The sequence below is a fragment of the Vitiosangium sp. GDMCC 1.1324 genome, assembly GCF_003044305.1.
Taxonomy (GTDB): Bacteria; Myxococcota; Myxococcia; order Myxococcales; family Myxococcaceae; genus Archangium.
In genome coordinates this window covers 449,347-476,183 of sequence record NZ_PZOX01000007.1, presented here as the reverse complement: position 1 = coordinate 476,183, position 26,837 = coordinate 449,347, and the positions used below count along the sequence as shown (strand labels likewise).

Annotated in this window: 20 protein-coding genes; 11 read left to right on the top strand and 9 right to left on the bottom strand. The window is 68.1% G+C overall.

Annotation, left to right across the window (positions count from 1 at the left end):
- Window positions 1–137 precede the first annotated feature (137 nt).
- From DAT35_RS23015 to DAT35_RS22990, 6 genes are read left to right on the top strand one after another with little or no spacing between them, the layout of a single operon-like run.
- A complete protein-coding gene (locus DAT35_RS23015; protein WP_233261650.1) occupies window positions 138–1,256 on the top strand; it encodes an ABC transporter ATP-binding protein in 1,119 nt (372 codons plus the stop codon).
- A complete protein-coding gene (locus DAT35_RS23010; protein ID WP_108069249.1) occupies window positions 1,243–2,331 on the top strand; it encodes an ABC transporter ATP-binding protein in 1,089 nt (362 codons plus the stop codon). Before DAT35_RS23015 ends, DAT35_RS23010 begins: the two co-directional genes overlap by 14 nt.
- The gene (locus DAT35_RS23005; protein WP_108069248.1) at window positions 2,328–3,194 is read left to right on the top strand and encodes a carbohydrate ABC transporter permease; all 867 of its coding nucleotides are present in this window, start codon (window positions 2,328–2,330) and stop codon (window positions 3,192–3,194) included. The genes DAT35_RS23010 and DAT35_RS23005 overlap by 4 nt, the downstream gene beginning before the upstream one ends.
- Window positions 3,191–3,982, top strand: a complete 792-nt coding sequence (locus tag DAT35_RS23000) for a carbohydrate ABC transporter permease (RefSeq protein ID WP_108069247.1) — start codon at window positions 3,191–3,193, stop codon at window positions 3,980–3,982. The genes DAT35_RS23005 and DAT35_RS23000 overlap by 4 nt, the downstream gene beginning before the upstream one ends.
- Before the next feature lie 6 nt (window positions 3,983–3,988).
- Window positions 3,989–4,267 (top strand): DUF2160 domain-containing protein, encoded by a 279-nt coding sequence (locus DAT35_RS22995; protein ID WP_108069246.1) that lies wholly within the window; start codon window positions 3,989–3,991, stop codon window positions 4,265–4,267.
- Window positions 4,268–4,307: 40 nt separating this feature from the next.
- Window positions 4,308–6,056, top strand: a complete 1,749-nt coding sequence (locus DAT35_RS22990) for an ABC transporter substrate-binding protein (protein WP_108069245.1) — start codon at window positions 4,308–4,310, stop codon at window positions 6,054–6,056.
- Between the two features lie 72 nt (window positions 6,057–6,128).
- On the opposite strand, the gene DAT35_RS22985 is transcribed toward DAT35_RS22990, so the two are convergent.
- The 3 genes from DAT35_RS22985 to DAT35_RS22975 form a co-directional block, all read right to left on the bottom strand.
- The gene (locus tag DAT35_RS22985) at window positions 6,129–6,587 is read right to left on the bottom strand and encodes a dirigent protein (RefSeq protein WP_233261649.1); all 459 of its coding nucleotides are present in this window, start codon (window positions 6,585–6,587) and stop codon (window positions 6,129–6,131) included.
- 223 nt (window positions 6,588–6,810) lie between these two features.
- Entirely contained in the window at window positions 6,811–7,173 is a 363-nt protein-coding gene (locus tag DAT35_RS22980) for a hypothetical protein (RefSeq protein WP_108069244.1), read from the bottom strand.
- Window positions 7,174–7,187: 14 nt separating this feature from the next.
- Window positions 7,188–8,285 carry a restriction endonuclease fold toxin-2 domain-containing protein gene (locus tag DAT35_RS22975; RefSeq protein ID WP_108069243.1) on the bottom strand — a complete coding sequence of 366 codons (1,098 nt, stop codon included), beginning with the start codon at window positions 8,283–8,285 and terminating at the stop codon, window positions 7,188–7,190.
- A gap of 160 nt (window positions 8,286–8,445) precedes the next feature.
- Between DAT35_RS22975 and DAT35_RS22970 the strand changes: the two genes are divergently transcribed.
- On the top strand, window positions 8,446–11,526 hold the full coding sequence (locus DAT35_RS22970) for a CARDB domain-containing protein (RefSeq protein ID WP_146209838.1): 3,081 nt from the start codon (window positions 8,446–8,448) through the stop codon (window positions 11,524–11,526).
- Between the two features lie 93 nt (window positions 11,527–11,619).
- On the opposite strand, the gene DAT35_RS22965 is transcribed toward DAT35_RS22970, so the two are convergent.
- Window positions 11,620–15,939, bottom strand: coding sequence for a DEAD/DEAH box helicase (locus DAT35_RS22965; RefSeq protein ID WP_108069241.1), 4,320 nt, complete (start codon window positions 15,937–15,939; stop codon window positions 11,620–11,622).
- A 108-nt stretch (window positions 15,940–16,047) separates the two neighbouring features.
- Between DAT35_RS22965 and DAT35_RS22960 the strand changes: the two genes are divergently transcribed.
- Both DAT35_RS22960 and DAT35_RS22955 read left to right on the top strand, forming a co-directional pair.
- Window positions 16,048–16,881: a GNAT family N-acetyltransferase gene (locus tag DAT35_RS22960; protein WP_108069240.1), complete on the top strand. Its 834-nt coding sequence runs from the start codon at window positions 16,048–16,050 to the stop codon at window positions 16,879–16,881.
- Between the two features lie 141 nt (window positions 16,882–17,022).
- A complete protein-coding gene (locus tag DAT35_RS22955) occupies window positions 17,023–18,558 on the top strand; it encodes a PAS domain-containing protein (protein ID WP_108069239.1) in 1,536 nt (511 codons plus the stop codon).
- A 21-nt stretch (window positions 18,559–18,579) separates the two neighbouring features.
- Here the strand turns inward: DAT35_RS22955 and DAT35_RS22950 are convergent, their stop codons facing one another.
- The 3 genes from DAT35_RS22950 to DAT35_RS22940 all read right to left on the bottom strand — a co-directional run bounded on the left by DAT35_RS22950 (window position 18,580) and on the right by DAT35_RS22940 (window position 21,805).
- Complete coding sequence (locus tag DAT35_RS22950; protein ID WP_199242969.1) at window positions 18,580–19,182, bottom strand: DUF2378 family protein; 603 nt, start codon at window positions 19,180–19,182, stop codon at window positions 18,580–18,582.
- Between the two features lie 122 nt (window positions 19,183–19,304).
- Window positions 19,305–20,387, bottom strand: a complete 1,083-nt coding sequence (locus DAT35_RS22945; protein ID WP_108069238.1) for an aromatic ring-hydroxylating dioxygenase subunit alpha — start codon at window positions 20,385–20,387, stop codon at window positions 19,305–19,307.
- Window positions 20,388–20,434: 47 nt separating this feature from the next.
- Window positions 20,435–21,805 (bottom strand): hypothetical protein, encoded by a 1,371-nt coding sequence (locus DAT35_RS22940; RefSeq protein WP_108069237.1) that lies wholly within the window; start codon window positions 21,803–21,805, stop codon window positions 20,435–20,437.
- A 236-nt stretch (window positions 21,806–22,041) separates the two neighbouring features.
- On the opposite strand from DAT35_RS22940, the gene DAT35_RS22935 reads away from it, so the two are divergent.
- Window positions 22,042–22,263 carry a hypothetical protein gene (locus DAT35_RS22935; protein ID WP_108069236.1) on the top strand — a complete coding sequence of 74 codons (222 nt, stop codon included), beginning with the start codon at window positions 22,042–22,044 and terminating at the stop codon, window positions 22,261–22,263.
- Between the two features lie 45 nt (window positions 22,264–22,308).
- Here the strand turns inward: DAT35_RS22935 and DAT35_RS22930 are convergent, their stop codons facing one another.
- Both DAT35_RS22930 and DAT35_RS22925 read right to left on the bottom strand, forming a co-directional pair.
- A complete protein-coding gene (locus DAT35_RS22930; protein WP_108069235.1) occupies window positions 22,309–23,319 on the bottom strand; it encodes an MBL fold metallo-hydrolase in 1,011 nt (336 codons plus the stop codon).
- 34 nt (window positions 23,320–23,353) lie between these two features.
- Window positions 23,354–25,972, bottom strand: a complete 2,619-nt coding sequence (locus tag DAT35_RS22925; protein WP_108069234.1) for a heavy metal translocating P-type ATPase — start codon at window positions 25,970–25,972, stop codon at window positions 23,354–23,356.
- A gap of 567 nt (window positions 25,973–26,539) precedes the next feature.
- Here DAT35_RS22925 and DAT35_RS22920 point away from each other — a divergent pair.
- The gene (locus DAT35_RS22920) at window positions 26,540–26,776 is read left to right on the top strand and encodes a hypothetical protein (protein ID WP_108069233.1); all 237 of its coding nucleotides are present in this window, start codon (window positions 26,540–26,542) and stop codon (window positions 26,774–26,776) included.
- The last annotated feature ends 61 nt before the right edge of the window (window positions 26,777–26,837 follow it).

The window sequence follows — 26,837 nt, the reverse complement described above, 5'->3', positions numbered from 1 at the left end:
CATGGGGCGGCGCGTCCAGACAGCCCCCTGCCCTCGCGCGGCTCCCCCCGCTTGCCCCTGGACCCGGCGCGAGCCTTCTCTCTACGATGCGCCCCCGCGGTCACTCCAGGAGTGGCAACTTCGAGGGGATACACCGGGTGAAGCACGGCATCGAGCTGGACGGGATTACTCGCCTCGTGAATGGCGAGACACACCTCGCGGACATCAACCTGAAGCTCGAACCCGGCTCCTTCAGCGTCCTGCTGGGCCGCACTCGCGCCGGGAAGACGTCGCTGCTGCGCCTCATGGCCGGGCTCGACAAGCCCACCTCGGGGACGCTCCGCGCCAACGGCGCCGACGTGACACACCTGGACGTGCGCCGCCGCGACGTGGCCATGGTGTACCAGCAGTTCGTCAACTACCCCTCGCTCACCGTCTACGAGAACATCGCCTCCCCGCTGCGGCTGGCCGGGAAGCTCGGCAAACAGGAGCTCGACCGGCGCGTGCGGGACACGGCCGCCGCGCTCCGCCTGGAGCCCTTCCTGAACCGCCTTCCCGCGGAGCTGAGCGGCGGGCAACAGCAGCGCACGGCCATGGCGCGCGCACTGGCGAAGGATGCCTCGCTGCTGCTGCTCGACGAGCCCCTGGCCAACCTCGACTACAAGCTGCGCGAGGAGCTGCGGACGGAGATCCGCCAGCTCTTCCGCAACCGCCCCGCCGTCGTGGTGTACGCCACCACCGAGCCCACCGAGGCGCTGCTGCTCGGCGGGCGGACGGCGGTGCTCCACGAGGGGCGGCTGCTGCAAGAAGGCCCGACGCTCGGGGTGTACCACGCGCCCGCGAACGAGCGCGTGGGCCAGGTCTTCAGTGATCCGCAGATGAACCTGTGGGACGCCGAGCTCACCGCGGACGGCGCGGCACGCCTGTCGCCGGACGTGGCCTTCCCTCTGGCCGGGCACCAGCGAGACCTCGCCCCCGGCCGCTACCGCCTGGGAGTCCGCGCCCACCACCTGAGGCTCGAGCGGACCTCGCCCGAGGACGTCCGCATCCCCGCGCACGTGGAGGTGGAGGAGGTGAGCGGCTCGGAGACGCTGGTTCACGCGGCGCATGGCGGGCTCTCACTCACCGCGCAGGTCGAGGGCGTGCAGCGGCACCCGTACGGCGCGCCCGTGGACCTGTTCGTCCCCCCATCGAGAATGTTCGTGTTCGGACCCGACGGCCGGCTCGTGGCCGCGCCCCCCTTCACCCCCGAGGAGCCCGCGCATGGCCAGGATTGAGCTCCGCGGCATCGCCCACGCCTACGTCCCCGCGCCCGCGTCCGACAAGGACTACGCGCTGCGGCCCCTGGAGCTCGTCTGGGAGGACGGTGGCGCCTACGCGCTGCTGGGGCCCTCGGGCTGCGGGAAGACGACGCTGCTCAACATCATCTCCGGACTGCTGAGGCCCTCGCGGGGACAGGTGCTCTTCAACGGCGTGGACGTCACCGGGGCCCTGCCGCAGCAGCGCAACATCGCCCAGGTGTTCCAGTTCCCGGTCATCTACGACACGATGACCGTCGCCGAGAACCTGGCCTTCCCGCTGCGCAACCGGGGCATTGGACACGCCGAGACGCGGGCGCGGGTGGAGGAGGTGGCGGAGCTGCTGGAGCTCACGCCGGACCTGCGGATGCGGGCGAGCGGGCTGTCGGCGGACATGCGGCAGCGGATTTCCCTGGGACGCGGGCTGGTGCGCCGGGACGTGGCGGCCATCCTGCTGGACGAGCCGCTCACGGTCATCGACCCGCACGTGAAGTGGCTGCTGCGCCGCAAGCTGAAGCAGGTGCACGAGCAGCTGAAGCTGACGATCGTGTACGTGACGCACGACCAGGTGGAGGCGCTGACGCTCGCGGACCGGGTGGTGGTGATGAACCAGGGCCGGGTGGTGCAGGTGGGGACGCCGCAGGAGCTCTTCGAGCGCCCGGCGGACACCTTCGTCGGCTACTTCATCGGCAGCCCGGGAATGAACCTGCTGCCGTGCACCGTGGAGGAGGGCGCGGTGGTGGTGGAGGGCCAGCGGCTCCCGCTGGACACGGGCGTGTGCGCACGGGCGAAGACGGCCGGGGGCGAGCTGCTGCTCGGCATCAGGCCCGAGTTCGTGCGGCGCGTCCCCGAGGGCACACCGTCCTCGGTGCGCGTCGAGGTGACACAGGTGGAGGACCTGGGGCGGCACAAGCTGGCCACCGCGCGGCTGGGGGAGAAGTCCCTCAAGGTGCGGCTGCCCGAGGAGGAGCGGTTGGCGCCCGGAGAGACATGCTGGCTGGAGCTGCCGCCGCGCTGGACGACGCTGTACGCCGGAGGCAGTGCCATCCCATGAGCAAACCCACCAACCAACGCGCCTGGCTGCTGGTGCTGCCCGTGCTGGTGGCCGTCGCGTTCAGCGCCGTCATCCCGTTGATGACGGTGGTGAACTACTCGGTGCAGGACATCCTCGGACCGGAGCAGCGTGTCTTCGTGGGCACGGAGTGGTTCCGCAAGGTGCTGAGGGATCCCGAGCTGCACGGAGCCCTGCGCCGGCAGCTCGGCTTCTCGCTGGCGGTGCTGGCGTTGGAGATTCCGCTGGGCGTGGCGCTGGCGCTCGTGCTTCCGAAGCAGGGGCGTGCCGCGACCGTGAGCCTGGTGCTGCTGGGCCTGCCGCTGCTCATTCCCTTCAACGTGGTGGGCACCATCTGGCAGATCTTCGCCCGCGGTGACATCGGCCTGTTCGGCGTGCTCATCAACGGGCTCGGCTTCCAGTACAACTACACGGCCAACGCGCTGGATGCCTGGCTCACGGTGCTGCTCATGGACGTCTGGCATTGGACGCCCCTGGTGACACTGCTCTGCTACGCGGGCCTGCAGGCCATCCCCGAGGCCTACTACCAGGCGGCGCGCATCGACGGCGCCTCGGTCTGGGCCACGTTCCGCTTCATCCAACTGCCCCGGCTGCGCGGAGTGCTGACCATCGCGGTGCTGCTGCGCTTCATGGACAGCTTCATGATCTACACCGAGCCCTTCGTCCTCACCGGCGGCGGACCCGGCAACGCCACCACGTTCCTCAGCCAGTACCTGACGCGGCTCGCGGTGGGCCAGTTCGACCTGGGCCCGGCGGCGGCGTTCTCCCTCGTCTACTTCCTGGTCATCCTGCTGTTCAGCTACGTCTTCTACACCGCCATGACGAGCACGAAGGAGGCGCGATGAAACGCCTCGCCGTTCCCCTCTACCTGCTGCTGAGCTTCGTGCCCGTCTACTGGCTGGTGGGCATGTCGCTGAAGACGAACGAGGAGATATTGGGCGGCTTCACCCTCTGGCCGCACCGCCCCACGCTGGCCAACTACCTCGTCATCTTCACCGACCCGGACTGGAGCAGCAGCTACGTGCACTCGCTCACGTACGTGGCCATCAACACGGTGCTCTCGGTGATGCTGGCGCTGCCCGCGGCGTATGCCTTCTCGCGCTACCGCTTCCTCGGCGACACGCACCTCTTCTTCTGGCTGCTGAGCAACCGCATGTCGCCCCCGGCCGTGTTCCTCCTGCCCTTCTTCCAGCTCTACTCGAGCATCGGCCTGTTCGACACGCCCTGGGCCGTGGCCCTGGCGCACATGCTCTTCACCGTGCCCCTGTCGGTGTGGATTCTGGAGGGCTTCATGTCCGGCGTACCGCGGGAGATCGACGAGACCGCGTACATCGACGGCTACAGCTTCCCCCGCTTCTTCCTGCGCCTCTTCCTGCCCCTCATCCGCTCGGGCGTGGGCGTGACGGCGTTCTTCTGCTTCATGTTCTCCTGGGTGGAGCTGCTGCTGGCGCGCACGCTGACGTCGGTGGAGGCCAAGCCCATCGTGGCCACCATGACGCGCACGGTGAGCGCGGCTGGCATGGACTGGGGCGTGCTGGCGGCCGCCGGCGTGCTGACGCTCGTACCGGGCGCGGTGGTCATCTACTTCGTCCGCGACTACATCGCCAAGGGCTTCGCCCTGGGAAGGGTGTGAGCCACCATGGATTTGGAATGGATGGCCTGGACGGCGCCGACCGCGGCCTTCTTCGTGGTCATCGCGCTGCTGCTGCTGGCCTACACCGTCTGGGGAACGCGCGCCCCTTCCCTGCCTCGCAAGGGCCTGCTGCCCATGAGCACCACCCGCGGAGACCGCCTCTTCGTCGGACTGCTGGGCAGCGCGTTCATCCACCTCGCATGGGTGGGCCTGACGGATGCGTCGATCTGGTTGGCCGTAGGTGTGTCGTTGCTGTTCATGGTTGTCATTGCACGCTGGGGGTAGACCATTGAAAACCGCATTGAGATGGACGCTGGCACTTGCCATGGCGGTTCCCGCCGCCGGATGTAAGAAGGAGTCCAAACCCGAGGAGGCCGCGAAGCCCGCCGCCGCCGCGCAGCCCCAGCAGGTAGACGTCGCCGCGCTGGAGAAGGCCGCCGAGAAGTGGGTGGACCAGGAGTTTCAGCCGAGCACCCTCACCCGGGAGCAACAACTCGCGGAGATGAAGTGGTTCCGCGAGGCCGCCGCCCCCTACCGCGGGACGACGATCAACGTGGTCTCGGAGAGCATCGACACCCACGTCTATGAGTCCAAGACGCTGGCGAAGGCCTTCGAGGAGATTACCGGCATCAAGGTCAAGCACGACATCATCCAGGAAGGCGATGTCATCGAGAAGCTGCAGACCCAGATGCAGTCGGGCCGCAGCATCTATGACATGTATGTGAATGACAGCGATCTGATTGGCACGCACGTGCGCTATGGGCACGTGGTGCCGCTGTCGGACTTCATGGCGGGCGAGGGCAAGGACGTGACGCTGCCCACGCTCGACATCGACGACTTCATGGGCAAGAGCTTCGTCACCGGCCCGGACGGGAAGATGTATCAGCTCCCGGACCAGCAGTTCGCCAACCTGTACTGGTTCCGCGCGGACTGGTTCAGCCGGGCGGACCTGAAGGAGCGCTTCAAGAAGAAGTACGGCTACGAGCTGGGCGTGCCGGTGAACTGGTCGGCCTACGAGGACATCGCCGAGTTCTTCACCAACGACGTGAAGGAGATCGACGGCGTCCGGGTGTACGGCCACATGGACTACGGGAAGAAGGACCCGTCGCTGGGGTGGCGCTTCACGGACGCGTGGCTGTCCATGGCGGGCGTGGGCGACAAGGGCCTGCCCAACGGTAAGCCGGTGGACGAGTGGGGCATCCGCGTGGAGGGCTGCAACCCGGCGGGCGCCACGGTGGCGCGCGGCGGCGAGGCGAACGGCCCGGCCGCGGTGTACGCGCTGACCAAGTACATTGAATGGCTGAAGAAGTACGCGCCGCCCCAGGCCGCGGGCATGACGTTCTCCGAGGCGGGCCCGGTGCCGGGCCAGGGCAACGTGGCGCAGCAGATCTTCTGGTACACGGCCTTCACGGCGCCGCTGACGAAGGAGGGCCTGTCGGTGGTGAACGCGGACGGGACGCCGAAGTGGCGCATGGCGCCCTCGCCGCACGGCCCGTACTGGGAGGAGGGCACGAAGCTGGGCTACCAGGACACGGGCTCGTGGACGATGCTCAAGAGCACCCCGCTGGAGCGCCGCAAGGCCGCGTGGCTGTACGCGCAGTTCACGGTGGCCAAGAGCACGTCGCTCAAGAAGTTCATGGTGGGACTGACGCCCATTCGTGACTCGGACATCCGCTCCGAGCACGTGACGAAGATTGCCCCGAAGCTGGGCGGCCTGGTGGAGTTCTACCGGAGCCCTGCGCGCGTGGCGTGGACGCCCACGGGCACCAACGTGCCGGACTACCCGAAGCTGGCGCAGCTGTGGTGGCAGAACATCAGCCTGGCCGTCGAGGGCGAGAAGACGCCGCAGCAGGCCATGGACTCGCTGGCCGAGCAGATGGACGACGTGCTGGGGCGGCTGGAGCGCGCGGGCATGCAGAACTGCCCGCCGAAGCTCAACCCGGTGAAGGAGGCGAAGTTCTGGCTCGACGCGCCGGGCGCTCCGCACCCGAAGCTGGCCAACGAGAAGCCCAAGGGCGAGACCGTGCCCTATGAGCAGCTCCTGCAGGCCTGGACGGACGGGCGCGTGAAGTAAGCGCCCGGCGGTAATGGGGAGGCGTGGGGATGGAGACCGCCCCTCGCCTCCTCTGCTGTGCCACCTCCGCTACTACTTCGCCTTCAGCAGCGTAAGCACCTGGGTGAACGTCCTGTCTCCGTTGGGAGTGGTGGCCAGCACTCCGCTCACCCCCAGATAGGTGCCCGTGCCACCGATGACCGGAATGTAGGAAGTGCCATTCTCGGCCTCCCGGCCCGCGACGGTGATGGTGCCGTCAGCCATCGTGAGCGTCCACTGGCACTCACTGAACTGGCCGGGCAGCGTCCGGACGCAGTAACCGCTGTTCGACCCAATGGTCTGCTTCGCTTCGTCCAACAGCGGCTGGTCAAACACGAACATGTCGCCCGGCGAGTCCCCCGGCGCCCCCAGGTCCACCGGCGAGGCGATGCCGCTGCGGGCATCGGCGATGGTGGTCAGCGTCCAGGACTCCTCGGCCTTGGCCTCGGAGCAGCCCGACCCCTGCACGGCAAAAGGCACGACAAAGACAGCCATGAGCATGGTCTTGCGCATCTTGTTTCTCCTTTTTTGGATTCGCTCTAGAGCGCGTCAGGACGAGTAGCACGACCTTCGTGGACCGTCCAGCAGGCGCGCCCCTGAGCCATCCCCTCATTTTAGCAGGCGAGCAAGAGAGGGGATTGTACGCTGAGTGGTGCGAGAAGTAGTGCTGGCATGTTTACCTCTGTGGCCATGCGCAAGCCTCTCCTCAATGACGAGCACATCGACACCTCATGAGTCATGAAGAGCGAGCGGCTTGAACTATTTCCTCTGGCGTCATGCTCGGTTCCAGCACGAAGTTGATGCTCATCGATTCGTCACAGAAGACCACCTTCTCGGTCGGCGGAATGAGCGAGCGGCACCATTGTGCGAACCTGGAGCAGTCCTGGAACCCACCCACAAAGATGACGGCATTTCCCTCTCTGTTGAGCGAGCCATAGATTCTTGACTTCTCCATCGGCAACTTGAACTCCAATACCTCACTGTCGTCAGGGTCTTGAATCTCATCGATCTGGGCGATCGGCCAACGCTCGCGCAGTTGCGCCGAGAACTCCTGAGCAGCAAAGGTCCACCCTGTCTTGACGATGATGAAATAATTCATCCTGAATCTCCTTCTCACTGCTTGAGTACGACCCGGCCGGGTATCCCAAGCTCGCGCATCAGCGCTTGGAAATAAGGAAGAGCGCGGGCATCATTGACAATCACTTCGAGCCCTACGGCTGGGGTGACAGGATCCAAGATGACCGCTGCATACCGGGTGAACTCCTTCACCTCTTTCGTTCGGATGATCTGCCTGATGTCTGCATCACACGCAGATCCCTCGATAAAGGGGCTCGTCCCAGGCTTCTCGATATACTTGGTCTCGAGCAGGTGAGCATCGCTAGCTCGGGCGCCATCCGCCCAGATCTGCTTTCCTCCCCCCTCGACCAGAATCTCCTCCGCTCCCGCATGCCTTTTTTGGAAGCCAGCAGCTGGCTCCGGCATTTCGATGGCCGGCTTTCGCTCGGCTTGCCGGATCCACTTCTCGAAGGCGGCTGGATCCGGCTTCTTCGCCGGACGGCGCTCCTGCTCGGGGGGCTTACGTCCGCTGCCCGCGCCTCCCGCCATCAGAACCGCGGGAACCATGTCAGACGCCGAAGGTGATGCCCACTCCATCGCCGTCGCCGCGGCGACGCCCCCTTGGGGCAATGCGAATTCCCTGGGCGGCGACGGGGGGCCACGGGGGGCCTTCGCCATGGCCTTCTTCGTCAGGATGAAGGCCACGACGTTGATGCCTACCAGCGACAGGGCTCGGGCCAGAGAGGTGGCCGCGGTGTCGAGCTCGACCGTGCTCCGCGCTGTCATGGCCAGGTTCGCGTAGGTCCACAGGAAGTGGACGAGCTCCTCGGCCTGACCGGCCAGCAGCGACACCCCGAGCACCAGGAGCGCGGCGTCCACCACTTCACCCACGACTGGAACTCCTTGTGACCCCAGCCATGCGGTCGTCAGCGTGCCCATCAATGCGAGGTTCTCAGGAGTCAGCAGAACCCGGGCATCGTCCGTCATCGTCGCCGGTAGAGCCGCAAGCGCTCGCGCGAACGAGCGACACAGCTTCTCCTGGCTCTCCATCCGAGCCACGGGCAGGGACGTTGTCCTGCACAGGGCAACGTCGAGGGAGCTCGCCGAGGCCGAGAACGTAAGCAGCAGGCCCAGGCAGAGGGCAAGACCCTTCATGCGGACTTCCTTTTGGCGGAGACGACAGACCTATCTTGGACTCAGAAAGCTCATCTCGAACGGACGAAAAAGTCTCGGACGTTGAATTCTGGAGGCACTTTCACGTCTTCCCGCTCCCTTGGACAACGCCGAGCTGGCGTTTTGCTCCGAGGAAGAGCGCATGAATCAACGAAGGGCAGTTCTCAGATGTGTCACGGGACTCGCGGTGTGGATGACCGCGGCCGCGTGCGGTGAAGGCCCCAGGACGCCCGAGGGAGCGGCCTTCCAGACGGCGGGACAGGCCGTGAGCTCCGGGCCAGACTTCGTGGTGACGTCGGTGAAGGGGCCCCCGAGCGTGAGGCAGGGCGGGGACATCACCGTCTCGGTGGAGGTCTGCAACCAGGGGACGCAGGAGGGCAACACCGATGTGGACCTGTACCTGTCGGCCGATGGAGTCATCACACCGCCAGTGCCGCCCTCCCCCGCCTCGGACCTCGTCGTGGGGCACATGTACATCGGCTACCTCTCCCCCGGTCAGTGCCAGACGCGCAACGTGCGGCTCTGGTTGTCCACGGAGGGGACGTATTACCTGGGTGCTGGCGTGGACCCGTCCAACACCACCATCGAGTCGAACGAGAACAACAACCTCCAGGTGGGCAATCGCATCGGGGTGGGCGACCAGCCGGACTTCGTGGTGACGTCGGTGACGGGGCCCACGAGCATGAGGCCGGGCGATGTGAGCACCGCCTCGGTGGAGGTCTGCAACCAGGGCACGCAGTGGGGCAGCGCCGATGTGGAGCTGTACCTGTCGGCGGATGAAATCATCACGCCGTCGGTGCCTCCCTCCCCTGCCTCGGACGTCGTCGTGGTGAACATGTACATCGGCTACCTCAACCCGGGCCAGTGTCGGACGGTGAGGACGCCGTTCAGAGCGAATACGCAGGGGACGTTCTACCTGGGTGCCGTCGTGGATCCCTCCAACAGCATCCCCGAGCTCATCGACGACAACAACACCCGGGTAGGCAACCGCATCGGGGTGGGCGACCAGCCGGACTTCGTGGTGACGTCGGTGACGGGGCCCACGAGCATGAGGCCGGGCGATGTGAGCACCGCCTCGGTGGAGGTCTGCAACCAGGGCACGCAGTGGGGCAGCGCCGATGTGGAGCTGTACCTGTCGGCGGATGAAATCATCACGCCGTCGGTGCCTCCCTCCCCTGCCTCGGACGTTGTCGTGGTGAACATGTACATCGGCTACCTCAACCCGGGCCAGTGTCGGACGGTGAGGACGTCGTTCAGAGCGAATACGCAGGGGACGTTCTACCTGGGTGCCGTCGTGGATCCCTCCAACGGCATCCCCGAGCTCATCGACGACAACAACACCCGGGTAGGCAACCGTATCGGGGTGGGCGACCAGCCGGACTTCGTGGTGACGTCGGTGACGGGGCCCACGAGCATGAGACCAGGCGAGGTGAGCTTCGCCTCGGTGGAGGTCTGCAACCAGGGCACGCGGTGGGGCAGCGCCGATGATGTGGAGCTGTACCTGTCGGCGGATGAAATCATCACGCCGTCGGTGCCTCCCTCCCCCGCCTCGGACGTCGTCGTGGGGAACATGTACATCGGCTACCTCAACCCGGGCCAGTGTCGGACGGTGAGGATGCCGTTCGGAGCGAATACGCAGGGGACGTTCTACCTGGGAGCCGCCACGGATCCGTCCAACGGCACCCCCGAGCTCTTCGAGGACAACAACACCCGGGTAGGCAACCGTATCGGGATAGGCGACAAGCCGGACTTCGTGGTGACGTCGGTGACGGGGCCCACGAACGTGAATCCCAGTCAGCAGTTCTCCGCCACCGCCACGGTGTGCAACCAAGGGACGGTAACGGGCAGCACCGAGGTGAGGCTGTACCTGTCGCAGGATGCGGTCATCACCCCGTACGACTCGGCCCCGGATTTCAACATTGGCTGGGCCAACACCGCCCCCCTTGCTCCAGACCAATGCCAGACGCTGACGATGACGGGGCTGGACGTGTCATGGCGCCCGGAGGGGTCGTACTACCTGGGCGCCTCCGTGGACCCATACTCCGACGACAACGAGCTCCTCGAGGACAACAACACCCGGGTGGGCAACCGCATCGGGGTGGGCAACAAGTCGGACCTCGTGGTGACGTCGGTGACGGGGCCTGCGAACGTGCTGCCCGGTCAGCAGTTCCCCGCCACCGTCACGGTGTGCAACCAGGGGACGGTAACGGACGGCACCAACGTGGCGCTGTACCTGTCGTATGATTCGGTCATCACCCCGGTTGAGCCGTTCAGCTCGACCCCGGATTTCAGCATTGGCTGGGCCAACACCGACTCCCTTGCTCCAGGCCAATGCCAGACGCTGACGATCACGGGGCAATCATGGCTCCCAGAGGGGTCATACTACCTGGGTGCCGCCGTGGACATAGGTCCCAGAGAGCGCGAGTCCTCCCTGGACAACAAGACCCGGGTGGGCAACCGCATCGGGGTGGGCTACAAGTCGGACCTCGTGGTGACATCGGTGACGGGGCCCGCGAGCGTGCAGCCCAATCAGCAGTTCTCCACCACCGTCACGGTGTGCAACCAGGGGACCGTAACGGGCAGCACCGGCGCGACGCTGTACCTGTCGTATGATTCGGTCATCACCCCGATTGAGCCGTTCAGCTCGACCCCGGATTTCAGCATTGGCTGGGCCAACACCGACACCCTTGCTCCAGGCCAATGCCAGACGCTGACGATCACGGGGCAGGGCCTGTCGTGGCTCCCAGAGGGGACGTACTACCTGGGTGCCGCCGTGGACATGGGCCCCAGCGAGCGCGAGTCCTCCCTGGACAACAAGACCCGGGTGGGCAACCGCATCGGGGTGGGCTACAAGCCGGACCTCGTGGTGACGTCGGTGACGGGTCCCGCGAGCGTGCAGTCCAATCAGCAGTTCTCCGCCACCGTCACGGTGTGCAACCAGGGGACGGTAACGGCCAGCACCTACGTGACGCTGTACCTGTCGTATGATTCGGTCATCACCCCGGCTGAGCCGTTCCGCTCGAACTCGGATTTCAGCATTGGCTGGGCCAACACCGACTCCCTTGCTCCGGGCCAATGCCAGACGATGACGATGCCGGGCCAGTCATGGCTCCCCGCGGGGACGTACTACCTGGGCGCCGCCGCGGACCTAGGCCCCAGCGAGCGCGAGTTCTTCATCGACAACAACACCCAGGTGGGCGCGAGCATCTCGGTCCTTCCTTGACGCACTCGTGCCGGTAGTGAATTCCGCTCGGCCCTCCTCTTCCTCCCCGAAGGGGAGGGCTGGGTCCTCCAACGTTCAGACCTATCTTGGGACTCAGTTGGTCTGCGCTGTCTCACCCGTTCCGTCCTCGCCCTCTGCTTCTTCGTCGTCTCCCTGTGCGTCGAAGCCCTGCGGCACTCCGTCTACGTACGTGACGACGTTGCCCACCGTCGCCGCCACTCGCGGGCCCGGTGTCACCACTCCCGTCAGGTTCAGTGGATCCACCGCCGAGAGCTGCACTCGCACTCCCGAGGGTGCCTGCCTCCGCACCGCTCGCGCCACATCCACCGCCTCCGGGAGTGCGAACTGCTCTCCCACGAAGCCCGCCACGAAACGGCCTCCGCGAATCTCTCCTCGCGCCTCCATTCGACGATAGACGTACAGCAGCTCGCGCCACGACGGGGCCAGCGACTCACGCATCACCAGGTCGCGCCAAACGATGCCGTAGCGCTGGAGGAACAGCCGTGCGAGGGATTCACGCACCTCGTCCTCGCCCTTGGGCTCCGAGGGCACCAACAGGCTCCAGCGGCCCGGGCCTCCTCGCTGCAACAGCTTCTGGCGCTTGCGCTGTGCCGGGCTCTGCAGCACTCGCAGATTCTGCACCGCGTCCGCTGTCACCAATCCCCGCGCCACCAACTCCCACAGTGCGTCCTCCACCTCCGCGGGCAGCCGACGTGAGCGCGAGCACAGGTCATTGAAGAAGCATGCGCCCCGCTGCTCCAGCACCGTCACCACGTCCTTCGCCGGCCCGGACAGGTCCGGTGGCACCCAGACGCCTCCGTCCGCCAGCACCGCGTTCGGTCTCGCCGCCGAGAGCATCCAGTCCAGGTCCTCGCGGCGCACGAAGGTCAGGCTCGCGTTGCGGTTGGGCGTCGCGGCCCGGGAGCGCGGCGCCTCGGGCTCGGGCGGCGTCACGGGGGCTCCCCGGCGCGGGCCGGGCACCGGCTTCGCGTCCTTCTGGGTCAGCCGGCCCCAGGCCACCTCGCCCGAGTAGCAGGCCTTCTCCAGCAGGTCTCCCAGGTAGCCCTTCATCCGCGCGGGCAGCAGGTAGCGCTCCCACGCGGACGCGGGCGCCTCGTACCCCTGCAACAGGCTGATGGCCTTCGACAGCCCCGTGGAGCCTCGCAGCGCGTCCAGTTCCTCCAGGTGGTGCCACCGGAACAGGAAGCGCATGAAGTCCTGGGCACTGAGCGGCTCTATCTCCTTGCGCAGGCGGCCCACCGTCAGCCGGTGGATTCGCTGCAGGAGGCGCCGATCGCACCACTCCACCACTCCCGGGGTCGAATCCGGACGGAAGCGGCCTCTCAGGATTCCTCCCGTCGCCTCCAACTGGTGCAGCGACAGGTTCACCTCGGACTCGTCCAGCGCCGTGCGCTCCGCCAGCTCCGCCGCCGTCGTCGGGCCCAGCAGCTCCATCCACCCTCGCACCACCTGCGATACCGCCGCGTCCCTCTCCACCGGCCGGTCTCCCGGCAGCGGTTGCAGCTCCGGTTGCAGGGGCGTTTCGGGGAACAGCGCGCGAATCGCACTCAGGCGCTCGGCGGGAACGAGGAACCGCTTCGTGCCTGTCTCCAGCCACGCCACCCGCCGCTGGGCCATCAGGCTCGAGACGAAACGCTGGGGTACGTCCTCCTCGGGCATCAGCACCAGTTGCAGCAGCGCGTCGTGCAGCTCGTCCTCGTCCCGCATCGGCGGCGCCGCGTCCCGCACCACCTGCTGGATGGCCTCCGCGTCCAGCGCTCCGAACGATGCAGCGTCCTCCGCCGGCAGCGTCCGGCGCAGCACCACGTTGCGCACCCGCCGCTCCTCCGCCGGAGCGTCATCCAGGAACGTGTACGGCTGGCTGTTCACCATCTGGTGCGCGAACACGCTCGGCTCGGGCACGTCCCTCGCCACCAGCTTGATGCGCCCGTCCTTCATCCTCCTCAGTACCTCGCGCAGGCCATCGATGTCCATCGCCTCGCGCAGGCAGTCCTGCATCGTCTGCTTCACCAGCGGATGGTCCGGCAGCTCGACGTCCGCCCCTCCATGGTTGTCCTGGCACCCCACCTGCGCCGGGAACACCGCCGCCAGCAGATCCTCGCTCCTCGCCCGCTGGAGGTTCGGCGCCACCCGCTTGCCTCCCGCGAACCGTGACAGCGACAGCGCCCGCGTCGCGTTCCACCGGAAGCGCGTGCCAAATAGCGGCACCTGCAGCACCGCCTGCACCAGCACCTCCTCCACGTTCTCCGGGTTGAGGAACTCGAAGATGTCCTCCAGCGGGAACGAGTGCTGCTCGCCCAGCGACAGCAAGAGCCCGTCCTCGGTCGCCGCCGCCTGCAGCTCGAAGTCGAAGGTGCGGCAGAAGCGCTTGCGCAGTGCCAGGCCCCACGCCCGGTTGACCCGGCTGCCGAACGGTGCGTGCAGGATGAGCTGCATGCCCCCGGCCTCGTCGAAGAAGCGCTCGGCCACGAGGGTGGTGTTGCTCGGCACCACGCCCAGCACCTGCTGCCCCGCTCGCAGGTACGCCAGCAGCGCGTCCACTGCCGGCGGCGGCACCTTCAGCTCCTTCTCCAGGAAGAGCGCCGCGTCCTTTCGCTCGGTGAGCTCCTCTCGCAGCCGGCCCACGTGCGCGCTCAGCTCGTCCGTGCGCCCCGGCGCCTCGCCTCGCCAGAAGGGCACCGTCGGCGGCTGCCCGTGCGCGTTCTCCACCATCACCGACGCCCCCATCACCCGCTGAATCCTCCACGCCGTCGTGCCCAGCAGGAAGATGTCTCCCGGCGTCGACTCCACCGCGAAGTCCTCGTCCAGCGTCCCCACCACCTTGCCCTCGGGCTCGGCCACCACGTTGAAGGTGAAGGTGTCTGGAATCGCTCCCCCGTTGGTGAGCGCTGTAATCCTCACGCCCCGCCGCGCCTTCAGCCGCTGGTTCACCCGGTCTCGGTGCAGGTGAACCCCCGCCCTCCCCCGCCGCAGCGACACGCCCTCCGAGAGCGTCTCCAGCACCTTCTCGTACTCCTCGTACGTCAGCTCCCGGTACGGGTACGCCCGGCGCAGCAGGCTGTAGAGCGCTCGCTCGTCCCACTCCTCGCACGCGCACGCCGCCACCACCTGCTGTGCCAACACGTCCAGCGGCTTCTCCGGAATCCGCACCGCGTCGAGGTCCCCCTCGCGCACCGCGTTCAGCAGCGCGACGCACTCCATCAACTCGTCGCGCGTCATCGCGATGAGGATGCCCTTCGAGATTCCACCCTTGTAGTGGCCCGCACGGCCCACCCGCTGCAACAGCACCGCGATGGAGCGCGTGGTCCCCAGCTGCACCACCAGGTCCACGTTCCCCACGTCGATGCCCAGCTCGAGCGACGCCGTCGCCACCATCACCGACAGCTGCCCCGCCTTCAGCCGCTCCTCGGCCGACAGCCGCATGTCCCTCGACATGCTCCCGTGGTGCGCCGCCACCTTGTCCGGCCCCAGTCGCTCGCCCAGGTCGTGCGCCACCCGCTCCGCCATCTTCCGCGTGTTCACGAAGACGAGCGTCGTGCGGTGCTCGCCCGACAGCTGCACCAGCCGGTCATACACCTGGCCCCACATCTCGTTCGTCGACAGCGAGCCCAGCTCCGCGTCGGGTATCTCCACCCGCAAGTCCCACGGCCGCTGGTGCCCCACCTGCACCATCCGGCACTCCCCCGCCCGCTCCCCGGTGAGGAAGGCGGCGATCGCATCCAGCGGCTTCTGCGTCGCCGACAGGCCGATGAGCTGCGGCCGCACCTCGGTGAGCGCCTTCATCCGCTCCAGCGACAGCGCGAAGTGGCTGCCCCGCTTGTCGCGCGCCAGGGCGTGGATTTCGTCCACGATGACGGTGCGCACGCCGCGCAGGGTGGCGCGGGCCCGGTCCGCCGTGAGGTAGAGGTAGAAGGACTCCGGCGTGGTGATGAGGATGTGCGGAGGCCGGCGCACCATCTGCGAGCGCTCGGACGCCGAGGTGTCTCCGGTGCGCACCTGCACCCGCAGCTCCTGGGGCGCGTAGCCGGCCGCACGGGCCCGCTGCAGCAGCTCCTCCAACGGCTGGAGCAGGTTCTTCTGCACGTCGTTGCCCAGCGCCTTCAGCGGCGACACGTACAGCACCTGCGTCTGGTCCGGCAGCCGCCCCTCCAGCGCCAGGCGGAAGAGCCGGTCCAGCGCCGCGAGGAAGGCGGTGAGCGTCTTGCCGCTGCCGGTGGGCGCTGCGATGAGGACGTCGTGCTGCGCCTGGATGAGGGGCCAGCCCTCCACCTGGGGACGCGAGGGCTCGCCGAGCCGCTCGGCGAACCACCGCTGCACCACCGGATGGAACGGCTCGAGGGCCGGGTGCACTGCCTGGGACGTGACGAAATCGAGGGCAATCTGGGGTGCCATGGCGCTCTCCCTCAGACTGAACACCGGTTTAGGCACAGCGTCAACGCACACGCCCGCCCAGGGAGTGGGCGGCCGTAGGATGGCCGTTCCCCGAATCCGGAGCGCAACATGCCCATCGACGAAATCCTCGAATCCAACACGCAGTTCCTCGGCGCCTGGCGCTTCTTCGCGCGGCACAGCCCCACCGGCGAAGTGCTCGACCTGCCCGAGGTGCACATCGCCTCGTCCAACGTCACCTGGCCCATGCTGAACGTGGCCTTCCTCCCCGCCCCACTGGAGACGGAGGAAGGGCTCCAGCGCGCCGCCGCCGCCGCGGCCCGCTACTTCGAGCCCCGGGGGAACGCGTGGATGCTCGCCGTGTGCGAGGACTGGCTGGCGCCGGGGCTCCGGGCCCGTGCTGCCGAGCTGCTCGCCCCCTACGGCCTGAAGACCGGCATGGACACCACCGGCATGGTCACCGACCGGCTCGTGGAGCCCCTCCGGCCCCTGCCAGCGCTCGACCTCCGCCAAGCCACGGAGTCCCGGGGCCGGCATGACGTGGCGGACATCAACGCGCTGGCCTACGACGCTCCGCGCGACGCGGTGCGCACGGCCCTCGACGTCCCGGCCTACTTCGCGGGCAAGGGCCTGGGGGTGGGCTACGTCGGGCACCGCAACGGGCAGGCCGCGAGCTGCGCGACCATCCTCCCCGTGGACGGCGTGGCCTACGTCGCACTGGTGGCGACCCTCAACGAGCACCGCAGGCTCGGTTGCGCCGAGGCCGTCATCCGCCAGGCGCTCGCCGAGGCGCACCGCACCCAGGGGCTGCAACGCACGGTGCTGCATGCCACCCCGGCGGGCTACCCCGTCTACCTGCGCATGGGCTACCGGCCCGTGACGCGCATCCACTTCTACATGGCCGCACCGCCCTCCTCCCGTCCAGCGTCACTGCACGCACCTTGAGCAAAGGCTGGACACACGTACCGCACTGCACAGCCGCCAGCAGGAGACTGTCACCTCCCGCCCATTCGAGAACCGGAACGGGAGGCCCCCCGTCAAAAGCCTGGAGAGTCCGTGCTTTCCTGAGCGGGTGAGGAGCTCTCCATGCACCCCCCGAGCAGCCGCTACGCCCTCGAGGCGCTCAACCCGGATGGATTCCTCGCGCTCCGCCCGGTAGGGGGCACGGAGGCTGCGCTCGAGGACTTCGTCTGCGAGTACGCGAACCCAGCGGCCGAGGTGCTGCTGGAGGAGAACCTGACGGGCCGGCGGCTGTTGGTGCGGCGGCCGGAGCTCGTCGAGGTGGTGGGGGCATGGAGCCAGGTGCTGGCCACGGGCGCGCCCGGCACGCACCTGGTCGCGCTGGGCCGGGGACTGGCGGCACGCCGGATGATGGCACGCTCGGTCCGCGTGGAAGACGGCCTGCTCGCGGTGTGGGTGTCGGACGTGACGGACACCGAGCGCTTCGTGAGCGAGACGGCCGCCTTCGAGGAGCGGATGCTCTCCTTCGTGGAGTGCATGCCGGACCCGTTCCTCGCGCTCGACCGGCAGTGCCGCTTCATCTACGTCAACCGGGCCTCGGAGCGGCTGCTGGGCAAGCGCCGCCAGTTGCTCGTGGGGCGCAGCCTCTGGCAGGAGTACGCCGAGGAGCCGGGCTCGGTGCTGCGAACCCAGGTGCAGCGCGCGCTCGCCACGGGCGCTCCGGTGGACTTCGAGGAGCGCTTCAACACCCTCTACCTGGAGGGGACGGCCGTGCCTTCGGACAGCGGGGTGCTCGTCTACCTGCATGATGCCACCGCGAACCACCGGACCTCGGAGGCCGCACGGCGCGCCAGTGCCCTCTTCAACGCGGTGCTGCAAGGGGCCACGGACGCCATCTTCACCAAGGACATGCAGGGCCGGTACACCCGCATCAACGCGGCCGGGGCGCGCCTGATGGGCAGGCCCGCCGAGGCCATCATCGGCCGCACCGACGCGGAGCTCTGGTCGCCCGAGGCGGCACGGGCCGCCGGCTCCCATGACCGGGAGGTGCTCGCCTTCCGGCAGACCTTCACCTACGAGGAGTCCGAGTCGGGGCCGGTGAAACGGGTGTGGCTGTCCACCAAGGGCGTGCTGCGAGACGAGGCGGGCGTGGTGTTCGGCCTCTTCGGCATCTCCCGGGACATCACCGACCTGAAGCTGCTGGAAGAGGCGCTGCGGCAGAACGAGGCGCGGGTGCTGGAGGCGCTGTCGGCCGCGGCGATGACGCTGTTCGACTTGCGGTTGCCGGAGCGGCGCCTGCGCTGGGAACGCGGAGCCTCGGCACACTTCGCGCTCAAGGCGCTGCCCCACGAGGAGACGCTGGACGCCTTCCTCGCGCGGGTGCACCCGGAGGATCGGCAGGCGGTGACCGAGGGGCTCGCACGCTGCGCCTCGAGCCCCAGCGAGGTGTCACTGTCATACCGGGTGCGCGTCCCGAACGGCACGGAGCGGCGGCACACGCTGCGGGCCCGCTTGAGCACCGAGGACGAGCGCCACCACCGGGTGCTGGGCGTGCTGGAGGATCTGACGGGCCGCGCGCCCTCCCTGGAGGCCTCGGATCCTCGCCATCCGAGGAACACCTCGCTCGTCGTCCACCCGGACGAGGCCCGGGGGGAGGGCTAGCAGCCCCAGGCCCTGAGCGCCTCAGCGCCGCGTCAGCGCCACGGCGGCGGTCTGGGTGGCGGCATGCGTCCAGGTGAGGCGGAAGGTGGCCGCCGTGCCGTCGAAGGCCACCGGGTGCACGGAGATGTCACCCGCCTCGGCCGCGCGCAGCGTCTCGGCGAGGAAGCCACAGGCGAAGAAGGGGTTGTCCGCGGCCACGTCCTTCATCCACAGCATGGCCGCGTGCGTGCCCAGCTCCTCCACCCGCACCTCGTTGAAGTTGTTGCCCGCGCGCACGTTGTGCGGCACGCGCTCCAGCGTGTGCCGGGGGCCCAGCCGCGTCACCAGCGACATGCTCGCGCGCCCCTGCGCCGTCTGCCGGAACCCCTGCAGGTAGCGCTCGCCCAGGCTGCACCACGCCTCCTGGGGCGAGGCCGCCGGAAAGACATCGCTCGCCGCCACGCGCAGGAAGGCCTTCCACTGCTCGAGCGCGTAGGCCGGCCGCAAGGGCTCGTTCAAATCCAGCCCCGCCTCCTTCAACCGGCGCCGCCCCTCCCGGGTGAGGTGCGGCCCCAGGGCTCGCACGAAGAGAGCATCCACGGACTGGGCGAAGATGAGCTTCTCGGTGGTCAGCGCAGCGGGCATGACCGAAGGGTGACAACTCCCTCCAACTCCCGGCCATGCCTCGCCCGGGGCTTCTGTGCGCTGGTGGAAAGTCAGTGAGCCCAGAAGGTCCCGGAATGTCCGCTGGCGCGCAGGCGCCCTGTTCACACCTGCATCTTCAGCCGCGTCTCCTGCACCTCCGCCGAGGAGGGCACCTTCTCGCGCTCGGCCTGGCGCAGCAGGCGGAGGATGGGCGGGCCCAGCACGTCCACCTCGGTGGACGCGAACGTCTCCGAGCCGAAGCGGCGGATGGTCTCCGTCTGGCGCGCGAGCACGCGGGCGTCCTGCTTGAAGATGTGCAGCGCCACCGGGGTGAGGAACGGCTTCACCAGCCAGTGCGGCAGAGGCATGCGGAAGGTGACGACCGCGTAGACCCACGTGTCCCAGTCATCCACGGGCGTCATCGCCGAGGTGACGAGCAGGTGGCTGTCATTGCCGATGCGGTACTCCACCTGGGCGAGGGACGGCAGCAGGAAGCGGTCGAAGTGCTGCACCACACCGCCGCCCGGGGCCAGCAGCTTGCCCACGAGCCCCTCCGGCCGGGGCTCGCCGATGTACTCGGCCTCCACGCGATCCGCGCCCCGGCGCACCACGACCTCGATCTCATTGCGCTTCTTCTCCGTGCGGAACAGGCCCCCGTGGAGGAAGGCGGTGTGGGGCACGTCGAGCGTGTTCTCCAGCGTGGAGTGGAGCGAGCCCTTCGCGCGCAAGACGCGGCGCACGGTGCTGTAGCCCTGGGCGTCCAGCAGGGGGAAGCGGTAGGGCTCGTGCGTGGGCTCGACGCCGGGGGTGGAGTACACCCAGACGAAGCCATCCTGCTCGCGCGTGGCATGCCAGGAGGCGCAGCGGGATTTGGCGCCGGGCTCGCCGAGCAGTCCGGGAATGGCGCGGCACTGGCCCGAGGCATCGAAACGCCAGCCGTGGTAGCCGCACTGGAGCTGGCCGCCCACCACGCGCCCCATGGACAGGGGCACGTTGCGGTGGGGGCAGCGGTCCACCAGCGCCGCGGGCTTGCCCCCCTCGGTGCGGAAGAGGACGAGCGGCTGGCCCTGCAGCATGCGCGCGAGCGGCTTGCGGCCCAGCTCTCGCGAGGCGCAGAGGATGAACCAGCTCTGGGGGAGCCGGACCACCGAGACGAGTCCGGACGACGCGCCCGGCCCGCGGGCTTCCTCTCGAGAAGAGAACATGACGTCAGTCTAATGAGACGCCCGGGGAGTGCACGCTTCCTGGTGGCTCAGGGGTGGCTCCCGGCCGAGACCAGGCGGACGTAGACCATGCCTCCCAACGGGGTGCGGCTGCCGTAGAAGGGCTCGAGCCCCTCGGGGATGACATTCAGCGCGCCGCGCACGCCCACCCCGGGCCGCACCGGTCCGAAGGGACCAAAGCTGTAGACGTAGCCCAGCACCAGGCTGCCCACGCCGAAGAGGGAGTGCGCCAGGGACTCGGGAAGCACCAGGTCGTGCCCCGTCTTTCGCACGTACTCGGCGCGCCCGAAGACGGCGTGATGCCCGTCCAGGTCCAGGCTGCTCTCCAGGAGGAAAGAGTCCGAGGGCGGCTCTTCGCCCTCCACGTTGCGACCGAAGACGGCCGTGGTCGCCCAGAAGCCGCTGCTCCCGAAGGGCGCATGGTACGTGGCGGACGCGGTGAGCCGGTGCACCGACACGTCCGGCGCGAGCGCCTCGGGACTCTTCAGGTAGCCGTAGGACACCTGCGCGCTCACGCGGGCCGTGGGGTTGGCCGACAGCCGCACGGAGAACGAGTCCGGAGCCCGCAGGTCCAGATCGTACCGGTTCTCGTCGGGCTCGCGGCCGTTGAACCAGGAAACCTCGAGCTTCGCCATGGGCGTGACGAGGCCCACGGTCAGCACCCCATAGGAGATGTGCGTGGCGTCCTGCCAGTGGTGCCCCAGCACCGCCAACGGGTCGTACCGGGCCGACACCCGGTGCGGAAAGGCCACGGGACCCAGCGCCGGCTCGCCCGCGGGCGCCACATAGAGCATCAGTCCCCAGGTGTCAGAGAAATAGTGCGTGTACGAGGCGGCCAGCTCCATGAAGAGGTCATGCGGATGCTGCCGATCGTGCAACGGCTCGCCCTTGTAGGACTCTCCCGTCTGGAGCAGCAGGGGATAGCCGCCGTCCGCGCCAGCGGTGAAGGGGTCGGGGCTCAGCATGAGACTCGCGACGAGCTGCCCCGAGGGGAGCTCTCGATCCGCCATGAGCATCAACCAGCCGATTCCGGTGAGCGCACTGTCCCCCCGAGGCCCGCCCTGCACGTCGTAGCCACCGAAGAGTACGCCCTGGAACATGAGGCCCCACCCTGCCACCTCCCAGTGCAGCATCGACGAGGGGATGAGGTCCGGCTGCCAGGACGTGCCGGAACCCCGCCGCATCACGGGGATGTCCCGGAGCGAGCGCACCTCCTGGGGCTCCCCGCCCGGATGGCCCATGTGCCCGGCTTTATGCTCACCGTGAGTCGAGGGCTCACTGGCTGGGGGCTCGCTGGCTGGGGGCTCGCTGGAGGCCTCGTGCTCATGCCCAGGCGCATGCGTCTGGGCTCCGGCCGGGAGGGCCAGGAGCAGGCCCAGGGACAGGATGAGGGTGCGCATGTTCCACCTCGTCCCGGGACACTGCGGCCTGCCTCGTCCACATGGGAGGCACCGGCATGGCCGACAGTCCGCTTTTCTCCAATACTTCCAGGCGTTTATGCCGGGGCCCCATCCGGAACCGTCCGAGGCCCCGTCTCTGGGAAGAGGAATTGCTCGGCATCACGAATATTGGGACGCAACATTGCTGCGCGGTCCTCGATAATCCTCGAAAGGACCTGTGTCTGGAGGATGTCTCCATGAGTGTCACCCGTGCCGCGGATGCGGCGCTCAAGGCGGCGGTGCAAACCCACAAGGGACTCACCGCGCAGGAACAGGCCTTGTTCGCCGGCCTCTCGGGCGATGACCTGACCCGGGCCAAGGCCCAGCTCATGCTCCAGAAGCAGCAGGAGACCGTCGCCTTCATCAGCAAGGTGCTGAAGAACGACTCGGAGATGCAGGTCATCAACAACATGCGGTAGCCCGAGCCCGTCCCGGGAGGTGTCAAAGACGCGGAGACGCCAGCCTCATGCGCCCTGCTCACCCTGGCCGAACCGGTGGAGTTGCCCCACCGCGCCCGGCACCACCACGTCTCCGAGCACACGGACGAGGGCCTGGGTTGCCCTCCAGCCCGTGCAATGGCCCGGGATGAGCCGCTTCAGGCCGAGCCCCTGAAGATCCCTCACGGTGTCGTCGATCCACTGCTCGTTGAACGGACCCGAGAGGTGCAGTCCCCCCATGGCCGCGTGGAGTGGCACCGAGGGGAAGCGCCTCGCCGCATCCTTCAGCACGTTCACGATTCCCGCGTGCGAGCAGGCACTGAAGACCACCAGCCCCCGGTCTCGCACGTGCACTGCCAGGTAGCGCTCATCCATCACCAGCGGGTCGGGTACCCAACTCCCGTCGTCCGCGCGGCGGAGCTGCTGCGGCAGACCCTTCTCATAGGGCGTCACCCGGGCGATCTCCCCACTGACGAAGAACAGGTCGTCGAGGAGCGTGCGAGCCTCGGCCGCATTCACCACCGAGCCACCGGCGGCCGACAACTCCTCCACCGAGGGCACATCGCCCAGCGGCAGGACGCGGCCGTTGGCGAGCTTGAAGGCGCGCCTGCCGAACATCCCCGGGTTGACGTGGAGGGGGACGTCCCGACCACCGTTGGCCTCCTTGATCATCTGCAGCGCCCGGGGCAGCCCGCCCGCGTGGTCGAAGTGCCCATGCGACAGGACGGCCGCCTCGATGGAGCCCAGGTCCACGCCGAGCCGCCGGGCATTGCGCTCGAAGACATAGGACTCGGGCCCCGCGTCGAACAGCACGGTGTGCCGGGTGCTCCCGGCATGGGCTGTCACCATCAAGGAAAGGCCCCACGCCGCGCAGCAGAGACACGAGCCGGTGAGCTCCTGCATCCCGGCCCGCAGGAGGTTGGGCATCTCCGGCGTCACGGTCGGTGGAACCGTGGAGAGCAGATCGAGCACGTTGTCGACGACGACGCACACCTCGAGACGGTCCACCTCACGAAGGGAGGGAGCGGGAGTGGACATGCGGGGTCTCCTTGGGGTTTCGAGTGGGTAGGGTCTACAGCTTCAGCGTGCGCAGCCTCAGCGCGTTGCCGATGACCGAGACCGACGAGAGGCTCATCGCCGCCGCGGCGAGCATCGGGCTCAGCAGCAGCCCGAAGAAGGGGTACAACACTCCCGCCGCGATGGGTACGCCCAGCGTGTTGTAGACGAAGGCGAAGAAGAGGTTCTGGCGGATGTTGCGCAGCGTCGCCCGGCTCAGCTTGCGCGCCCGGACAATCCCCCGCAGATCTCCCTTCACCAGCGTCACCGCCGCGCTCTCCATCGCGATGTCCGTCCCCGTCCCCATCGCAATGCCCACGTCCGCCTGAGCCAGCGCCGGCGCGTCATTCACCCCGTCCCCCGCCATCGCCACCGTGTGGCCCTCGGCCTGCAACCGCTTCACCGCGTCCCCCTTGCCGTCGGGCAGTACCTCCGCCACCACCTCGTCGATGCCCAACTGACGCGCCACCGCCTCGGCCGTGGTGCGGCTGTCGCCCGTGAGCATCACCACGCGCACCCCCTCCCGGTGCAGCGCGGCGAGCGCCTCGGGAGTGGTCGCCTTGATGGGATCCGCCACTCCGAGCAACCCCGCTGGCCGCCCGTCCACCGCCACAAACATCACCGTCTGGCCCTCGCGCCGGAGCTCCTCCGCGCGAGCCCGCAGCGGACCCGCGTCCACGCCGAGCAGCTCCAGCAGCGCCGCGTTGCCCAGCGCCACCTCCGCGCCATCCACACGCCCCAGCACGCCCTTGCCCGTCACCGAGCGGAAGCCCTGCACCGCCGTCAACTCCACCCCGCGCTCCTCGGCCCCCGCCACCACCGCCGCCGCCAGAGGGTGCTCGCTGCCCCGCTCCAGGCTCGCCACCAGACGCAGCAACCGCGCCTCCTCCATGCCCTCCGCCGCCACCACCGACACCAGCTTGGGTTTGCCCTCGGTGAGCGTGCCCGTCTTGTCCACCACCAGGGTGTCCACCTTCTCCAGCAGCTCCAGCGCCTCGGCGTCGCGGATGAGGACGCCCACCTCCGCCCCCTTGCCCATGCCCACCACCACGGACATGGGCGTGGCCAGACCCAGCGCACAGGGGCAGGCGATGATGAGCACCGCCACCGCGTTCACCAGCGCATGCGCCAGCCGTGGCTCGGGCCCGAAGAAGGCCCACACGAGGAACGTCACCCCAGACACCGCGATGACCACCGGCACGAACACTGCGGCCACCTTGTCCGCCAGCCGCTGGATGGGAGCACGCGAGCGCTGGGCCTCGCTCACCCGCTGGACGATGCGCGACAGCAGCGTGTCCCGACCCACCCGCTCGGCCTTGATCACCAGGGAGCCCGTGCCGTTGACGGTTCCGCCGATGACGCGGGCTCCGGACGCCTTCTCCACGGGAATGGACTCGCCCGTCACCATGGACTCATCCACCGCGCTCTCGCCCTCCATCACCACGCCGTCCACCGGCACCTTCTCGCCGGGACGCACACGCAGCAGCTCTCCGACCTTCACCTGCTCGAGCGGGATGTCCTCCTCGCGGCCGTCCTCGTGGATGCGCCGGGCCACCGCCGGAGCCAGACTGAGCAACGCACGCAGGGCCCCCGAGGTGGCGCGGCGTGCACGCAGCTCCAGCACCTGTCCGAGCAGCACCAGCGTGATGATGGTCGCCGCCGCCTCATAATAGACGGGCACCGCGCCGCCATGGCCGGTGAAGGCATGCGGCAACAACCCCGGCGCCACCGTGGCGAAGATGCTGAAGAGGTACGCCGCGCCCGTGCCGAGGGCAATGAGCGTGAACATGTTGAGGTGCCGGTTCCTCACCGACGCCCAGCCGCGCTCGAAGAAGGGCCAGCCGCCCCAGAGCACCACCGGGGTCGCCAGCACGAACTGCACCCACGCCAGCACCCACGAGTCGAGGGCGCGCTGCACCGGCTGGCCCGGAATCATCTCGGACATACCGAGGAAGAGCAGCGGCACCGAGAGGACGACGCCCACCCAGAACCGCCGCGTCATGCTCCGCAGCTCGGGGTCCGGCTTCTCCTCGGGCAACACCGTACGCGGCTCCAGCGCCATGCCGCACTTGGGGCACGTGCCCGGATGGTCCTGCACCACCTCCGGGTGCATGGGGCAGACCCATTCGGTGCGAGCCACCATCACCGGCTGCTCGGCCTCCAACGCCATACCGCACTTGGGGCAGGCGCCCGGGTGGTCCTGACGGACCTCGGGGTCCATCGGGCAGATCCACATCGTGCCCGGCGGCGCTTCCACCGGCTCCGGCTCCACCTGAGGGGTGAGGAACTTCTGGGGCTCGGCAGCGAAGCGCTCGCGGCACTTCGGGTTGCAGAAATAGTACGTCCTGCCCGCGTGGACGTGGGTGCCTCCCTTGGGCGAGTTCGGGTTCACCGACATCCCACACACCGGGTCCTTGGGGAGGTACCGCTCGGGCTCGGCGGCGAAACGCTCGCGGCACTTCGGGCTGCAGAAATGGTAGGTCGCGCCCTTGTGCACGTGGCTGCCGCCCTTGGCGGTCGCCGGGTCGACCGTCATGCCGCAGACCGGGTCCAGCACCTTGCCCTCCCCGCTGGAGGGAAGGCCGTGCGAGTGGCCGGCATGGGAATCGTGCAAGTGGGTGTGCTCGTGGGCCATGAGAAGGAACTGCTCCTTTCTCTCTCGCTAACGGGGCGAGCACCAGACCCTTACAGTGGTCACGGCACGCGCTGCGGTTCGGCACCGAAGTGGACCATGCTCGCCTACACGTCAAGCGAGCACTTACTGCCCACTTGGCTCGCGGAACGCCCGCTGCGTCCTCCATCGAAGAGAAGGAGGGCACGGGTCGTGGGGCCAACAGTCCTGTGAACGCGCGCTATCCATCCATCCCATCACACCGTCTAATTCCAGGGCTGGTTCTCGATCGTTGCGATTCACCTGGAAGGGTGTGCAGTCATGACGACTCGTGAAGCACGACCCTTGGGAGAGCCTCAACGGCCCATGTGGCACCACGCTCTCCCGCTGTTGCTCCTCTCGGGCTGCGCTACAGGAGGAACAAGGACGTTTGTCGAGGGACAGTTCGAACCAAGGCACTTCCGATTCGTTACCGTCGTCCCCAAGCGAGGCCAGGGAGCAGGAGGTTGGCGCGCGGCATGCGTCGGCCTCTCCCTCAAAAGGGACCCGGGAGTCGACTCCTTCCTTTGCAGGTTCGGTGTCGAAATGCCGATGGAGACCTCCGAGAATGGACCCATCTCTACCCCACTCGCCCAGCGTATTTCAGCGGACTGCGCCAGCCAGGCCGCCCTCACCGTCTTCAGTGCCGCAACGCCCGAAACTCCCCTCGGCCTTGCATGTGAGAGCTTCAAGAGCACCTATGGCGTGATTCTAGGCGGCGCCATCAAAGAGTCGCGTGTCATGAAGACGTGCCACGAAAAAACCTCCCCCGTCATCATCAATCCCTGAGCCCATGCCTCTTTCAGCAGAGCAGTTGCTCGCAATCGCGCGGAATTACTTTCGCGCAGAC